12 protein-coding genes are annotated in these 15,095 nt (G+C 64.7%); 1 reads left to right on the top strand and 11 read right to left on the bottom strand.

All coding sequences use genetic code 11. The features are described 5' to 3' along the window. Positions 1-171: 171 nt before the first annotated feature. The gene (locus ADL05_RS23565) at positions 172-456 is read left to right on the top strand and encodes a hypothetical protein (protein ID WP_053619187.1); all 285 of its coding nucleotides are present in this window, start codon (positions 172-174) and stop codon (positions 454-456) included. On the opposite strand, the gene ADL05_RS23560 is transcribed toward ADL05_RS23565, so the two are convergent. From ADL05_RS23560 to ADL05_RS23515, 11 genes are all read right to left on the bottom strand, one after another. After that, a complete protein-coding gene (locus ADL05_RS23560; RefSeq protein WP_053619186.1) occupies positions 453-2,681 on the bottom strand; it encodes a serine/threonine protein kinase in 2,229 nt (742 codons plus the stop codon). The two genes, ADL05_RS23565 and ADL05_RS23560, sit on opposite strands and share 4 nt — an antisense overlap. A 75-nt stretch (positions 2,682-2,756) precedes the next feature. After that, complete coding sequence (locus ADL05_RS23555; protein ID WP_053619185.1) at positions 2,757-3,128, bottom strand: hypothetical protein; 372 nt, start codon at positions 3,126-3,128, stop codon at positions 2,757-2,759. Between the two features lie 14 nt (positions 3,129-3,142). Next, the gene (locus ADL05_RS23550) at positions 3,143-3,436 is read right to left on the bottom strand and encodes a WXG100 family type VII secretion target (RefSeq protein ID WP_053619184.1); all 294 of its coding nucleotides are present in this window, start codon (positions 3,434-3,436) and stop codon (positions 3,143-3,145) included. 33 nt (positions 3,437-3,469) lie between these two features. Continuing rightward, positions 3,470-3,808: a hypothetical protein gene (locus ADL05_RS23545; RefSeq protein WP_053619183.1), complete on the bottom strand. Its 339-nt coding sequence runs from the start codon at positions 3,806-3,808 to the stop codon at positions 3,470-3,472. 802 nt (positions 3,809-4,610) lie between these two features. Continuing rightward, positions 4,611-5,855, bottom strand: coding sequence for a PQQ-binding-like beta-propeller repeat protein (locus ADL05_RS30745; protein WP_156365994.1), 1,245 nt, complete (start codon positions 5,853-5,855; stop codon positions 4,611-4,613). 212 nt (positions 5,856-6,067) lie between these two features. Further along, positions 6,068-8,545, bottom strand: coding sequence for a hypothetical protein (locus tag ADL05_RS23540; protein WP_156365993.1), 2,478 nt, complete (start codon positions 8,543-8,545; stop codon positions 6,068-6,070). A gap of 67 nt (positions 8,546-8,612) precedes the next feature. Then, the gene (locus ADL05_RS23535; protein ID WP_231640883.1) at positions 8,613-8,846 is read right to left on the bottom strand and encodes a hypothetical protein; all 234 of its coding nucleotides are present in this window, start codon (positions 8,844-8,846) and stop codon (positions 8,613-8,615) included. Positions 8,847-10,037: 1,191 nt separating this feature from the next. Continuing rightward, positions 10,038-10,559 (bottom strand): hypothetical protein, encoded by a 522-nt coding sequence (locus ADL05_RS23530; RefSeq protein WP_156365992.1) that lies wholly within the window; start codon positions 10,557-10,559, stop codon positions 10,038-10,040. Between the two features lie 86 nt (positions 10,560-10,645). Further along, on the bottom strand, positions 10,646-13,234 hold the full coding sequence (locus ADL05_RS23525) for a hypothetical protein (protein ID WP_053619179.1): 2,589 nt from the start codon (positions 13,232-13,234) through the stop codon (positions 10,646-10,648). A 103-nt stretch (positions 13,235-13,337) separates the two neighbouring features. Then, on the bottom strand, positions 13,338-13,664 hold the full coding sequence (locus ADL05_RS23520) for a hypothetical protein (RefSeq protein WP_053619178.1): 327 nt from the start codon (positions 13,662-13,664) through the stop codon (positions 13,338-13,340). Between the two features lie 279 nt (positions 13,665-13,943). Beyond that, positions 13,944-15,089, bottom strand: coding sequence for a hypothetical protein (locus ADL05_RS23515; RefSeq protein ID WP_053619177.1), 1,146 nt, complete (start codon positions 15,087-15,089; stop codon positions 13,944-13,946). Positions 15,090-15,095: the final 6 nt, after the last annotated feature.

The following is a 15,095-nucleotide window of genomic DNA, read 5'->3' as shown; positions in this document are numbered from 1 at the left end:
CTCTGATCTCTGGGAACGTGAACAAGGAGAGCATTCGTGAGTCGCGGTTTCGCCGCTGCTCTGTCGGCCGACCTCCTGCTCGTATCGTGCTCTTCTCTGCCTCGCCACAGAACAGCCGGTTCAGGACTCTCGTTGGCAGAGGAGGACCGCTCATCCGCGAACGTGCGGGGAGTGTCGGCCAACGTCACCGCCGAACACTGGATGTTCGTCGAGCGTGACGACGGACTGACGGCTCGCTGGCTCGGGAGTGACGCACCCGCGTGCTCGGTCGCCGACGTGGCCGACTGCGCGGAGCCGACTGTCGTTGGGAGGCAGAGGCGAGCGCCCGAGCCGATGATCGGCCTGGTTTCTCGGTTGGCCGGTTCCGGACAGGCACGGATCCGCTTCGACGGCGGCTTGCCGGGCTGTTCGGCGGTCCAACGGATGAATCCGGCGCTTCCGCCGGACGATCTCTAGTCAGACGGGCGCGGGGACGGGGGCGGACTGGGGTCCTCGTCCTCTTCTTCCTCGGCTTCCTCCTCGGCCGCCTCTTCCTCGGCGAGGCGCTCCTGTTCCGCTCGGTCGGCGGCGCGGGTCGTGCAGACCTCGTCGGTGGCGGCCGAGGAACCCTCGACCGCGACCACCGTGAAGCAGTACTCGATCTGCGTGTTGTCCGTCATGATCTGTGCCGTCACGGCGCCGGGGCCCGTCCGCGCGAGGGTCGTCGGAGCGTGTCCGCTGGGGCCGCCGAGCACGAAGTACGACGCGGTGCCGCCGCTGTTGTCGGTCCAGGTCAGGTTGACGGCACTGAGGGTGTCCTCCAGCACGAGGTTGCCGGCGGGGGGAACCTCGGGCGGGACCGAGGGCTCGACGACCTCGTCGGGTGTGTCCGCCTCTTCGTCCGCCCCGTCGTCGGCATTCGTGTCGGGCTCGGCCGCCTCCGCTGCCTCCGCCGCCTCGACGGCCGTCGGCTGTGAACCGCTCGCGGCGAAGGCGCTCGCGACACTGGTGACCACGAGGATGCCGCACGCCGTCACGGCGATGTGCATGTGCTTGCGCCAGCGCGGCTGACCCCGTTCGGGCTCGTGGAGAGGGGCCCATTCGGGAGCGTCGTCCTGCTCGTCCGGGGCCTCGTCGGTAGGGAGGACGGCGGACTCGGCGGTGCCGCTCCAGCCCTCCAGCCGGGCCCAGGCGCGGAGTGGGGAGACCTCCTCCCCGCGCAGCTTGGCCATCATCAGCTCGGCGGTGCCCCCGGCGTCCGTGGCGGGCAGCCTGCTGCCCGCCTGGTCGTCCGGGACGGGCGGGTTCTGCGTGCCGCGGAGTTCCCGGGCGCTGTCCAACCGCGCCGTGGGCGGACGAGCGTCGCGCAGCGGGGGCTGCGGCTCCACGGGGAGAGCGTAGGGCGCGGGAGGCAGGTTCGGGGGCGTCGCCGGGGGAGCCTGAGGGTGTTGTTCCTGCTGCCAGGCGGGCGGCGGTGGCTGGGGCCCGCTCTGCGGAACCTGCGGGCCCGACGGCGGATGCTGGACACCCTCCATGGACTGCTGCGGCCCGGAGGGCGGGAACCACCCGGTGGTCGGCGGCGCCTGCGCGGCCGCCGCCGGGGCCTGACGAGCGGCCGGCGGGACCTGGGACCCGGCCGCCGGGGCCTGCGGAGGGGCTGGCGGGACCTGGGACCCGGCCGGTCGGCTCTGGGGCCCTGTGGGCGAGGGCTGCGCGTGAGCCGGCGGAGCCTGAGGCCCCGTTGGCCGGGTCTGCGGACCGGTGGTCGGGAACTGGCTGGTCGGTGGGGTCCGCGGACCGGTGGAGGGTGCTTGGCCTCCGGTCGGCGGTGCCTGTGGCCCCGTCGAGGGCACCTGGCCGCCGGTCTCCGCCGACAGGGTGGCCACGGGACGGGACGTGCGGGCCTGCTCGAAGGCGGTGGCGAAGGCGGCCGCGTTGGGAAAGCGCTCTTCGGGCGCCTTGGCCAGGGCACGGGTCAGTACGCCCCGGAGCTTGCGCGAGATGTCCTGACGGGGGACGGGGCGGGGCTGCTCGGCGAGAGCCCGCTGGGCGTACGTCCGGGCGTCGAACGGGGTTCCGTCCGTGTTCGCGAACGGTGTCGAGCCGACGAGCATCGTCCAGATCGTGGACGCGAGCTGGTAGACGTCCGAGGCGGGGGTGCGCGGCTCTCCGCGCAGTGCCTCCGGAGGCGCGTGCAGGAAGGACTCGCGGCTCGGGCCCGGCGGCGGAAGCGCCTCGCCGGACCGGTGGACCGAGCCGAAGCCGGTCAGGACGGGGGTCCGTCCCGCCCGGAGGATGTTCCCCGGGCAGACGTCGTTGTGCAGCAGCCCGCGTCCGTGCATCGCTCCCAGGGCCGCCGACACACTCCGTGCCACGGCCGCCGCCTCCTGGATGGGGGCGGGGCCCTTCTTCGCGAGCATGTCACCGAAGGAGCCGTCCGGGTAGAACGGCAGGACCACGAACATCTCGCCGTCGGACGTCTGCCCGGCGTCGAGCAGCGAGACCACGCCGGGGACTCCGCTGAGGTCGCGCAACCGGCCGAGTTCGGCGCGCCCCTGCTCCGCGGGCAGGACCTTCAGTACGACGTCGGCGCCGCTGGTGGACCGGGTCGCACGGACGATGCGCGCACGACCGCCCTGACGAAGGACCCCGGTCGTGTCGTACCCGGGAGCCCAGTTCGCGGTGCGGTTGGAGCCGGACATGCGTGAGCGACCCCCATGGTGCTGTTCGTGGACGTGGTGGGGTGGATCAGACCCGGCCGCGGGTGGCGTGGCGCGTCACAGGCGGCCGGACTGCGTCGGAGAGTCGAGTTCGGGGATCTCGATCATCTCCTGGCCGACTCTGGTTCCCCACCCCCGCTCCTCGTTGACCTCCTGTTGGCGGCCGAAGGCACCGATCAGGGCGATCACACCGCAGATCAGCGCGATGAGGATGGCGCCGCCGATCACGGACGGCCACACACGCTGGCGTCGGCGCCAGTACCGGCTGGAACCGTACAGGAGAGCCGAACGGAGCTGCCGGTGCCGGAGCGCGTCCGCTTCGAGGACGTACTTCTCCTCGTCGGGCGTGTAGTGGAACGCCTCGGGAAGCTGCGGATCCGGGTCCGGGGGCGCCGGCGTGCCCGGCGAGGACGGGGGTGGGGTGGACATCAGTGCTCAGTCTACTAAAACAGGCTGTCCAGGTACTTGGTCAGCTTGCTGTAGTTGTCCGCGGTGTCGCTGGTCGCGTTGATCATCTTCGAGAACGCCGCGTTGACCTCGGAGAAGTGGGTGTCGAACTCCTGCGCCTTGGCCTGGAAGGCCTCGCTGCCGGAACCCTCCCACTGGCTGACCGTGGTCTGGGACTGCTCGTCGATCTGGCTCATGATCGCGGCGAACCGACCGAGGTGCGCCTGCTGGTCGGCGGCCAGGTTCTGCAGACCGCTGACGTCGCCGTAGACGTCGAGATTGCTGGACATGGGGAACGCCTTTCTGAGAGGAGGGGGAGGGGGCTAGGCGTTGACCGGGCGGGACAGGCCGCCGAGGTCGCTGCCGGCCTGCGAGAAGTCGTCGCTGGAGTCGCTGTCGGTGATGTTGAACTGCGACTGGCCCTCGTTCAGCTTGATGCCGTTCTGGCTGCACCAGGTCATGAGCTCGTCGAAGCGCTCGGTCAACGAGTTCCGTGCCGCGCGGAAGTCGTTGAGGGCCTGGCCCTGGAGGGAGTCGGCGTCGTTGCTCATGTCGTCGATGAGCTGGTTCATCTGCGTGCGGAGCCCGTCGGACTCCTGCCCGAGCTGCTCACCGCCCGTCGACAGACTGTTGACATTCTCAAGACCAGCGTGCTGGGACATCTGGACCCTTCCGGGGAGTCGGTGCTGAACACGAAAATGACCCGTCCCCCAAGGTCAGGGTGTTCGACCGGGGGCACATGCGAACACGGGAGGCACGGGAACAAAAACACTAGTAAGGGTGTGACGTACCGGTCAATGCGCATGCACGGGTCGTGATGTGGCTCGCGGTGTGAGAATACGCTCCGTGTGTCCTGCGAACCTTCGGGCGCCCATGAGCATCACAGGTCGTCAGTGAGTGGCATCTCTCTGTGCGCTACTCTCCCCTCCGTACCCTGGGGGAGGTTACAGGCGGGTGGTGACGTACCTGGCCCCGCCATCGCACCCCGTGAGCGGTCGCTTATGACGCGCCGAGTGGCGTTGACGAGGCACTTCGACCTCATGCGGGCGCATGGTAAGTGTGCAGGAATTCAGCACATGATCGGTATCCGGTACCTGGTCGGGTTTTTTGGCACGCCGCTTGTGGCGACGGGGACGCGCGTCCGACGATCGAGGGATGGTGACGTCGACTGCGGTACTGGCCAGCCGACAACACATGTAGCCGGATGGTCTTCGCAGGAAGCCCCGAAGGAACCGGTCCCGCCAGGGACCCAGGGCTGTGAAGCGGGCGAGAAGACCACCGGCCGCAGGGAGTCCATCGTCACCGACACCTCGTGCTGTTGCTGGTTGGTGTGATCGATGGCCGCTTCGGGCCAGCAGGCGCGGATGACGGTTTTGACTTGGTTCCCGATGTACTCCAGGGGCGACCGCACCCCCGTTCCTGCGACAGCCCCCACCCGCAAGATCTCGATCGACGGTCGGAGCCCTAGGGAACAAGACCCACAATGCGACGGGGTTCTCCATTTTCTGCCATCAAGTCTTCTGTGATCACAAGGGCGCCGGGGCCGAGAGTCATGTTAACGGGAGTGGGGGTCGGTGCAAAAGTTCCCAATGATCCGTCATCGTTCGGGCGCCGCTGAACTTCAATGCCCAGGTCTACCACACGCGTTTCCCCGTTCTCCCAATCAGTGACAACTAGTTGTGCTTGGTTCCAGGATGAGGGACCTGTCTCATTGACATCCAGCCACGTAATTGAATCTTCCAGAGTCAGAATGAAGCTCTCCTGCCAGCGTTCCAGAGGCGCCTCCACGTTTATCGACTTTTGGATTTCACCAGAAAGATTGGAATATGAGTACTCGTACTCGTCCCCATCGGAAACTTCTCGCACGCTCACGATAGCTTCCTCCATGATCCCGACCACTGTGTCACTCTGCTCGGTGAAAAACGTTGCATCCGTGAGAACTTCTCCGTTCGTTGGATCCAGAATCCATTCACCGTGGTAGTTGTTGCTTCTGGCCACTGCTGTCAGCATGCCTGAACTCTGTTCGACGTCAAGTTTGAACGGGAGAGTCTCTATTGGAGCGTTCACTTCGAGTTCATGTCGCCATATTTCAGTCCCGGTCGCCACATCGATCCCCATCAGGGAGATCATGTGGTCCTGGCGCTCCCCCGCATCGGGTCCGGATATGACACTCCTATCCATGAACGTACTGGATAGGATCAGAACGTCACGTGAGACCACAGCATTCCTGGGAACGAAAATCCTGTCCGCGTTCCCATCGCTCTGGGTCGGAGATATTCTCCAAAGTTCCTCACCATTTTCCAGGTCAAGGGAGACGACATCGGTTCCGTTGCGCTCGTTGTCTCGGTAGATGATCCGGGAATCGTCGGAGAGAATTCCTATCTGTTCGCTCACTGACGCAAACGAAGTGACTTGGTTCGCGACGATTCCCATGTCGACGAACTCTGTCACACGAGTTCCCTTGATATCTCCGCTTGAAGAGTCGATGAGTACGATCTCATGCAGGAGAGGGGGGTCCGCGTTGTCCTCGGTTTCCTCCTCGCCAGCACTGTAAGATACAACTACAGTTTCTCCGTTTGGAGTTACACTCGTGCCTGTTGCATTTTCACCGGGACGCCTGTACCTCCAGAGTTCATCGCCGGTGTCTCCGTTCACTCCAATGACGCCGTCGGAGACGGATACCGAAAATCCATAGGGAATGGGACTCACGTGCGTGACACTTGTTTGGTCTGGTGCGTCCCAGGTCCAACCAACGGAGTTCGCGTTCGTAGGGACATCGAGGGATGAGGCGGGTTCGGAGAGGGTGACATGATCAACCTCTGGCTCTCCCCAGGTATCAGGAAATACAGAACATGAGGACAGCAAGGGAAAAATCAGTACTGCGAGAATCACACTTTTCTTGTTCATTCTCGTGATGCCGTTCATCCTGATGCACGCATGGCAAGATTCATTGCTTCCATGAAATGGCCGAAGTGTGTGGCCATGTCTGATCCTTCCGAAGACATCGGGGTCTCCTGTTCTGAGAGATCTCCCCACGTAGAGTCCCTGAGATCACGACTTTCGCCATCGCCTAGGCCCCAGCCACTCCAATCCCTAATGAAGTCTTCGTTTTCGTCAATCATTTCTTCAGGAACCTGTGGCATGCCTTCGCCATTTCTATCTTCCCTGGTTGAATCATAGAAGGCCTCGATACTGGCATCTCTGAGGGTGGCGTCAAGTGTGGACGAAATATTGTCGCTCATCTGACCGGGAGACGGGGTTGTAATTCCACCATCAGGGTTCAAAGTTTCTTCATTGAACATTTCCTTGAGAAAAAGCTTGATCGGCTCCCCAACGCGCGCGTCAGGGATGCCTGCTGCCATCATGTCGACGGCATATCCCATAGATTGGTTCTGTTTGATGATTGCTTCATTGTGGCTGTCAAAACGAGTTTCTACTGCATCAGCCATGCCAAAGCCTACCGAGTTCCACAAAAGTCCGGCTGCTCTGGCTGGATCCAGTGTTTCTGCCGCATCTGGGCTCGTAAAGTGTTCGTAAATTCTATCCTGTGCGTAATTTTGGGCGGCTTCGAACATGCGGCCCATCGCCTCTCCGTCGCCGGAAATCAAGCTTGTAAATTCTGCGCGATCATTGAGGTCAATTACCAATCCTTGTGTCGAATTGTAATTGGTCTCAATGCTGCTGTTGATGCTTTGGCCGCCATCCATGATACTCGTGTCGGCAAATTCATCAATGTAGGTTTCGAATATTCCGGCAAAGCTATCGGAGATTTCGGGATTCAGAAGTCCCATTGGTGCATTTCTCCATGTAAAGTCTTCCCCGTCCGGGCCTTCGCCCTCTACATCGTAACCGGTGCTCGCGAGTGTTTCCTGAGATTCGGGGTCGGTGATGACACCGATCAACCCTTCAAATGCTCGGTCGGCACGCTCCTTAATCGTATCGTTGCTTGAGTCGCCGTCTTCGGCGATCCAGTCCGTCAGTCCCCTGACAGTTTCGCCGCCGTGGTCCCAGTCGTGGCTGAGGAGAGCCGCGACCAATGCTGCCTCATCAGTTCCGGATTGGCTTCCGGGTCCGACGAACTCCACGGGATGCTGATAATGTTCTCCGCTGGGATACTCACCAGTCAGGATCGTGAAGTTGGCGTCCCTATTCTGAGTGGCAATATCCAACATGGTCCGGAGAACCTCTTCATCGACTCCACCTGTGTGCGTGCTCTCGGTGGCTCCAGCGATCGTTCCGATCGTAATAGCCGACAACTCTGTTCCACCTTGGAGAGGGTGACCAGTCTCTTCCTTGGTGTTCTGGTTAGCCCCTGCAAAAATCTCTGTGAGTAATTCGAACTCGCCTGCCCAGTCGGGTGAATATCCACCGCTCGCCCATGATGTGGGACTATGGGCTCTCGGTCCCTCAACCACATTTTGGATCGCTTCAGGCAGGTTTTCGTAGTTGCCGCCCATTCGTTCGTCAGAAGCAGCCAGGACAGAACCACCGATCATGGACAACAGACGTTCTCGCTGTTCTTCCGATAGGTGCTCACTTTCCCGGATGGCTTCGATCGAATTGAAGTACTCACCCTGCTCAGTCACAGGGTTTTCGTACGACGACTCGCCCACGCCGCTCGATTCCGAGGGGTCAGCGTCGTCCATGTGCGCGTTCAAGGCCATGAGGATCTCCAGCTCGCGATCGGTGAGCTGGCTTCCGTCCTCCTGCTTGCGCGCGACGTAGGCCATGAACGCGTTCATCAGAGCGAGGCTTTCGTCGAGTCGTTCGAGGGCGGCTTCATCGCCATCAGCCGCCAACTGGAACGTCTCACCGATGTCGGAGCCGTCCATCCCTGGCGGAACCGCGAAGAATTCGTCTTCCCCCGTGACGACCCATCCGAGCCCTCCTGGGACGTCGCCGAGGTATCCCGCTTCTGTCAGGGCGCGTATGTGCTCGGGTGTCGGGCCGTCCGCCAGCATGTCGGAAACGTTCTCAGCTTCGGTTTCCAGGGTCTGCCAGGCCGTTCGGGCCATGCCGTTGTACTCCTCGACCAATGCTTCCTTGTCGGAGTCATTCTCGGCTGAGGCCACTTCGGTGGCCAGTTCCTCTTCGAGTTCATCGATACGGCTCTTGTAGGCCTGGACCGCCGTGGTGTAGCTCTTGATCACGCCTACCGCATGGAAGGCTGCCATCACGGCGCTGCCCCAGGCGTCCTCGTTCTCGTCCGCCGCCGCCTTGATGTCTTCATGGATGAGAGCGGAAAACTCCGTTGCGGTCGTGTTTGCTACGGCGTTGTAGCTGGCGGAGCGCCCGCAGATATTCGAGTACATCTCGTCGAACACGTGAACCTGGTTCTGTAGCACCGGCACGCTGACTATGCACTCGTTGTACGAGAGCTGATAGCTACCCTCGGGCATCAAACCGTCCTTCCATAATGGGGATCGCGGTGCAATGTGGGGTCAGGGATCTGTCTTAGGGGAATGATCAGAAATTATCGTTCACGGCACGTGAGAGGATTGGTGCGCTCGAGATTCCTCGGTAATCACCGGCCGCGGCATCGTCGGTCCGCGCACCTTCCGACGCCGCGGCCTGAATGTTCTCAGCGAGAGTGTCAGCATGGCTCTTGACATCCTGCATGTGCTCCTCGTAAGCGGAGCCGAAAGAGGTCCATCCGGTCACCCCCGGCGGATGGCTCATGGCCTCCGAGATGGTCTGCACGGCTTCGGACCAGTCAGTGGGGAGGTCATGGAGCCGAGTTGCCGCGGTAAGGGAGGCGTCCCCTCCCGCATGAGCCTCGGACGGGTTCATACCTACTGCCATGATCTCCTCACCATCTCTTTCTCATCAACCGTGAACCAACAGACCTCGGTTACTCGGGCATAACGGTACAACGCTGACCTCCGCCTGACGGGTTGTCCGAAGTGACAGACGGACCCGCTGGACACGGCCAGCCGACGATCGGCGGGTCGACGCTCGGCCGTGCATTGAACATACGGTGAATGCACAACCGCGGGTGCCGCGCCTCCCTCCGCCTTCTCGTGGCTACGCAGGGATACGCACACGAGATCAGCGGAGGTGGGGTAGTGACCTGATCACCGGAAGTCGACGACACTATAGAACGCCGTACTGTTTCCAGCGGCACCCGGTCTCCCGTTTGGCCACATCCGGTCGAGTGCACATGGGAAGACCATCAGGCGTGTGCCTTCCATTACGTGGGTGGACACGTGTCCGTGGTCAACGAAGGTTCGCGTGTCTCGCACTGGTCAGGGGACTGGAGAGCTGGAAAGCCGTCGTCGACGGACACTGACACGGACACGAACCGGGGCGGCTCGTTGCCTGCGGGCACTTGGATGTGCGAACGGGCACGGGTCCACATTGCCGGAGCGGACGTTGCTACGCCGTCGTAGGTTCAGGAACGCGTCGGGCTGCCTGTAGAGAGAGGCGGGGTCCACCACATCGACTTCGATGCCGAGTCGGATGACAGTGCCGTGGAGGTGTCCCGGTTAACTCGCCGGCCTCGTAGGATGCTGATGTTGAATCTAATTTCTACATGGTGAAGTATCCAATGAGAAAGATCGCACTGCGGACGCTGACCGTCGCCCTCGATCCCGCAATCGTGCTCGCCGCCGCCGAACGCCTCTACAGGGCTGTCGGCCGAAGAAGACAGCGCTGAGGGGCCCTTCGACGCCTGCCGCGTGTGGAGCCTTGGCCCCGTCGACGAGATGGGAGTCCCCATACGCCTGTGGGATCGTGGCGCCGAGCCGCCACGATGCCTACGATTGTCCTGACATGGTCATGTCCTGGACCACCGGCGCGGAGGAGAGAGTCGGTCTCTCGGCGAACCATCGGTCTGATTCGACCGGTGAGCCGTAGTCGGAGTGGGCGTTTGTGCCCTTCTTGCGGCGCTGGTCATGACCGGCAGTCGACGTACGCTTCGATGCTCTCCACGTACTCCTCCTCCGAGTCGAACGCCTCCCAGTACTCGTCCAGGTAGGACCGCACGAACTCGTCGCCCGGGACGGTCTCCTCACACCAGGTGACCTCGTTGGCCGACATGGCCTCGGCCAGTGCCGCGTCGAGGCGGGTGGTGAAGGTGACCGCGTCGGGATCCCACTCGTCCTTGTCCAGCTCGACGACGTACCCGTCGTCGCCCTCCTGGACGATGCGGGTCTCCAGGAGCCGTTCCCCGAGGTCCCCGGTGTTGTCCATGACCTCCTGCGGATCCCCCTCGGTCATCATGCGGTCGAGTGTGCGCACCCGCACCTCCCGCTCGACCCAGGTACGGGGGACGACCTCGGGTGACGCGCTCTCCGCGGCGCCGGGCGTCTCCGCCGGCGCACCGCCCTCCTCGGAGGTGCACGCGGACAGGGCCAGGCAGGAGGACACGGCGGCCGTCAGCAGGGCGGTCGCTCGGCGCTCACGGTGGGACAACGGGTACTCCATGGTGTCTCGGGCAGGGGCACGGCCCATCGGCGGGCTCCGGCCTGGGCCGGAGCCCGCCGACAGCGGGTCGCCTGCTAGTTGAAGTAGTCGCGGGTCGTGTCGTAGGCGCTCGTGTAGTCCTCCACGAATTCACCGACATAGGAGTTCGCGGCGGCCGACTCGCCGTCGGCGGGGACGTCGACGTTCTTCAGGACGTTGCGCAGGGCGCTGTCCATGGAGTCGAGTTCCGACATGGTGTTGGCCGCCCACTCCGAGGCGTTCTTCTCCAGGCTGACCGTGACCGAGTCGTCGAAGACGAAGCCGTCGCCGATGTCCTCGGCACTGATCGTCCGCCCATCCCTCTCGATCGTCAGGGCGCCGCCCTCCACGAGCGTGCGCAGGTCGTCGGGGTCGCTGACGTTGTTCAGCTCCGCCGGGGCGTTCTGGTTGACGAAGTCGAACGCCTCCAGGCTGAAGGTGCGCTCGATGTTCTCGTCGGTGGAGTAGGTGGGGAAGCGCGGGGAGACCTCGTAGTCGCCGTCGATGATGGCCTGCACGATGCTGTCCTGGCCCAGCTCCATGCCCTTGGACACGGCGGCACCGATGACCGGGATCTTCTCCGACAGACCGCCGGCCTCGCCGATGACGTACTCGGCGATCTGCGTCTCCCGCTCGATCTGTTCGTCGAGGTCGTCCGTACGGTCCTGGGACTCCATCTCCAGGGCCTGCTCCAGCAGGGCCTGCAACTGGCCGGCGCCGCGCGCGCTGCTGGGGGCGTCCCCGCTCTCCAGGTAGGCGACGGACTCGATCTGCTGGTAGATGTCCACGGAGTTGACGACGCGTCCGGCCGACTCGTCGTTGCCCAGGAGGTACTGCATGTACATCGCCCGTTCCTGCGGCCCCATCTGGATGAGCCCCGTGTCGTGCTCGAACTCGCCGATGCCCTCGATCGGGTTGTTGTCGACGTCGTAGATGTCACCGTTGGCGAAGCTGTAGATGTGGCTGTCGAAGACGTCGGCCAGGCTGTCCGCCAACCCTCCGTTGAACTGGGTGAACGAGGCATTCGAGTACTCGTTGTCCCCTTCGGTGACGTCCACGCCCGTGTTGACGAGGGCCTCGTGCAGGTCGGCGTCGGTCATGGTCTCCATGAACCCGGCGAAGCCGTCCCCTGCGCGCGTCGCCTCCTGCTCGTCGGTGCTGTGGATGTCCTCGGCCAGCCAGTCGGTGAGCTGGCGTGCCGTCTCCCCGCCGTCGTGCCACTCGTAGGTGAACACGCCCTCCAGCGCGCTCGTGCGGAGGTCGTCCTCGTACTCGATGCCCGGCTCCGGATCCAGGTGCTCGCCGGTGAGCATGAAGTAGTTCGAGTCCTTGTTGCGGGTGCCGACGTCGATGAGGGCGGCCATGTCCTGCGAGCTGGGCAGGACCCCGTCGGGGTCGTGCTCGTCGCCCCATCCGTCGAGGAAGTTCCCCATGGACAGCTGCATGTTGGTCGAGAAGCCGTAGCCGCCCTCCAGGCCCTCGTCGGTGTGCGCGAACAACGCGGAGAGCGAGCTGAGGTCCTCCCAGTAGACCGCGGGAGCGCTGACGAGCTTGTCGTCGTGCTGGTTGAGGTAGGGGCCCTCCACCGCGTACCGGATGCTCTGGGGCAGGCTGTCGTAGCCGCCGCCGAGACGCGGGTCGGAGAGGGCGAGCAGTCCGTCGCCCAGGACGCCGAGCGCGTGTTCGCGCTCCTCGTCGGTCATGTCGGATTCGGCCATGTCGGCGGGGATGGCCAACAGGCCCAGGCCGTACCCGTCCTCGGTGGTGTTCTCGCTCTCGAGGCGGTCGTAGAACGCCTCCAGGAAGTCCATCTCCTCGGAACGGAAGTCGGTGCCGTTCTGCTGGGCCTGCTTGGCGTTGGTCCCGACCATGGCCATCATGAGCATCAGCTCGTGGTAGCGATCGTCGATGGGCTTGTCGCCGGACCAGTAGCCGCTGAGCTCGTCGGCCCAGTCCTCGGCGTTGTCGGCCGTCAGGTCGCTGCCGTCGACCAACATCGTGTACCGGCCGGGGTCGAGGTTGTAGAAGGACCAGTCCGCGTTCCCCGCGTTGATGAGCTTCTGGACGTTGGCCTTGGTGGGGCCCTGCTCCAGCATCTCCTTGATCTCGGCGGCGTGGTTCTGGAACGTGGTCCAGTTGGTGTTCTCCCGCTCGTTGAGGCCGGAGAGCACCGAGTTGAGCTCGTCGTAGAGGTCCCGGCACCTGTTCTCGTCGCCCGCGCCCCAGCCGGTCACCCACATGCCGCCCCGTTCGGGGTAGGACGCGGTGATGACGTCGTCCTGGTAGGGGCCGGGGACCGCGTTCTCCTTCTCGCCGCGCGTGGTGTTCCAGTCCGAGACCTGGCTGGCCCTCTCGGAGTGGAAGTCGCTGACGTGTCCCGCCCACATCTCGGCGACGGAGGCCGCGTATGTCACCGCCACGGCGGCGTCCCGCCACATCTGCAGATCCTCCTCGGACAGGCTCTTGATGTCCCAGGCGATGAGGTCGGTGAACTGTGTGGCGGCGGAGTCGAAACTCCCGCTGAGATCGTCCGCCCGTCCCAGGAGCCGGGCGTTGAGGACTTCCAGATCACTCGCGCACTCGGTGATCGGTGAGGACGTGTAGGAGATGGTGCGCGGGGAGAACGCGAGGGAGAAGGATGCCACGGACTTTCCTCATGATGTGGGTGGAGCGGGGGAGGAGGTAGCTGTTGGGGCGCCCAGGGGCAGTGGCGGGAGAGGGGACGGACGGGGAGGGGCCGCGCGGGAGTCAGTCGAAGTTGATGTCGCGGTGGGATTCCCAGGGGCTGCGGAGTTCCTCAGCGCTCTCCAGGTCGTTCTCGGCGACTCGCCCCGCTCCGGCCTGGATGTTGTTCGCCAGTCCCAGACCGTGCTCCTGCACGTCGATCAGGTCCTGTGCGTACTCCTCCTTGTACTTGCGGAACCCCGCGATGACGTCCTCGTGCCCGGCGGCGGACTCGGTGTTCTCCATCAGGAGGTCGAACATGTCGGCCAGGCCCGCCATCGCCGCGGCGAGTGTCTCGGCGTACTCACCGCCTTCCATCGCCTCGATCGGGTTGGCGCCTGCTTCGGTCATCCGAGGACTCCTCTTCCATTCGGGATCGCGGTCCGGATGCGCACACCCGCCTGAACGCACGACGTCCGCCCCCACGGGGCGCGGGGGACGGACGGGTTCAAGGTCACGTGTGAGACGACGGGATGCCGTCGAGAGTTCCACATGTAGGGAGGATTGTAGGGAATCGGGAGATGAAGGTCGGCGTCGATCCGTTCACGCCAACGTCACGACCGGGTCGCGGGCACTGTCGCGCCGGGGCCGGGAGGGGCGGTCGAGCGGGCCGGGCCCGCCGGTCAGATGTCAGGAACTCTCGGAGGCTTCCTCGCCCGGGTCGGTTTCGGGGGTCTCCTGGGCCCAGCGGACGGCGAGGGGGTAGCCGTCCATGGAGGCGTCGTGGAAGCGCGGGAACAGCTCCGTCGTCTCGGTGGCCTCGCCCTCCTCCAGGTCGACGCGGAACCAGGCCTCCTCCGTCTGCAGCAGGACGGCGTCCCGCTCCGGGGCTGGGGCGTACTGGAGCACCGGTCCGTCGCTGGTCTCCAGGAGGCGGGTCGTGGTGTGGCTCTGCCCGTCCATCGCCACCAGGTAGGCGCCCGCCTGGGCCTGTTCGGGGAGGGCGGGGTCGGGCCGCAGGACGGCGGTGCCGTCGCCCCAGACCTCCGTGGCGCCGAAGGTCTGCCATTGCGTGCCGGCGACGTTGAGCGTGGCGTTGACGACGCTCCCGTCGGTCTCGCGCACGACGAGGCTCTCGCCGGCCGCACCGTTCAGCTGGGTGGTGGGAACGCTGTTGCGGATGTGCAGCGAGCCGTCCGGAGTGAGGGCCCAGTCGCTGGGCCGCTGTTTCTCGCCCAGGGCGAGGGTTCCCTCCTGGTTGGGCGTGCCGCCCGGCGCGTCCAGCGGCACCGACATGACCTGGGGCGGTTGGCCGTCCTGCGTGAGGTCCGAGACGAACCACAGCCGCTCGCCGTGCACGACCGGCCGGGAGAGGACCTCGTCGGGCGAGGCGGGGATCGTTTCGACGGGCTGGTACGAGACCGCCTCCGCGTCCTCGCCCTCTGCCTCCTCCTCCCCGGCGGCGGCGTCCTCGGGATCGGTGAGCGCGGCGATGTGGATCGCGGACGGGTCGGTGGCCGCGTACACGAAGTACTGCCAGTCCTCGGAGAACTGGGCGTGCACCGGCAGGTCCGGTGCCATGGGGTCGACCGCGCCCTCCGGCAGAGCGATCCGGTGGACGGGCTGCCCGGTCTCCGGGTCGTGGAAGACCAGGACCTGTTCCGTCTCCGGGTCGCCGCCCTCGAACCCGCGGTGCAGGAGCGCCAGTCCCGTCAGCCCCTCTTCCGTCAGCTCCTCGACCGTCTCCGCCGGTCCGTCGGGGTCGGCCGAGCCGGTCGTGCATCCGGCCACGGCCAGCAGGCACACGGCCGAGGTGAGGGCGAGGGAACGCCGCATGTGGGC

Source organism: Nocardiopsis sp. NRRL B-16309 (genome assembly GCF_001279585.1).
In the GTDB taxonomy this organism is placed as follows: domain Bacteria; phylum Actinomycetota; class Actinomycetes; order Streptosporangiales; family Streptosporangiaceae; genus Nocardiopsis.
This window is presented reverse-complemented; position numbering and strand designations above follow the sequence as displayed.

Bases quoted from the DNA above. Each gene is read 5' to 3' on its own strand.
- ADL05_RS23555 (WP_053619185.1), bottom strand. From the start codon at position 3,128: ATGTCCACCCCACCCCCGTCCTCGCCGGGCACGCCGGCGCCCCCGGAC.
- ADL05_RS23540 (WP_156365993.1), bottom strand. From the start codon at position 8,545: ATGCCCGAGGGTAGCTATCAGCTCTCGTACAACGAGTGCATAGTCAGC.
- ADL05_RS23560 (WP_053619186.1), bottom strand. From the start codon at position 2,681: ATGTCCGGCTCCAACCGCACCGCGAACTGGGCTCCCGGGTACGACACG.
- ADL05_RS23515 (WP_053619177.1), bottom strand. From the start codon at position 15,089: ATGCGGCGTTCCCTCGCCCTCACCTCGGCCGTGTGCCTGCTGGCCGTG.
- ADL05_RS23545 (WP_053619183.1), bottom strand. From the start codon at position 3,808: ATGTCCCAGCACGCTGGTCTTGAGAATGTCAACAGTCTGTCGACGGGC.
- ADL05_RS23550 (WP_053619184.1), bottom strand. From the start codon at position 3,436: ATGTCCAGCAATCTCGACGTCTACGGCGACGTCAGCGGTCTGCAGAAC.
- ADL05_RS23520 (WP_053619178.1), bottom strand. From the start codon at position 13,664: ATGACCGAAGCAGGCGCCAACCCGATCGAGGCGATGGAAGGCGGTGAG.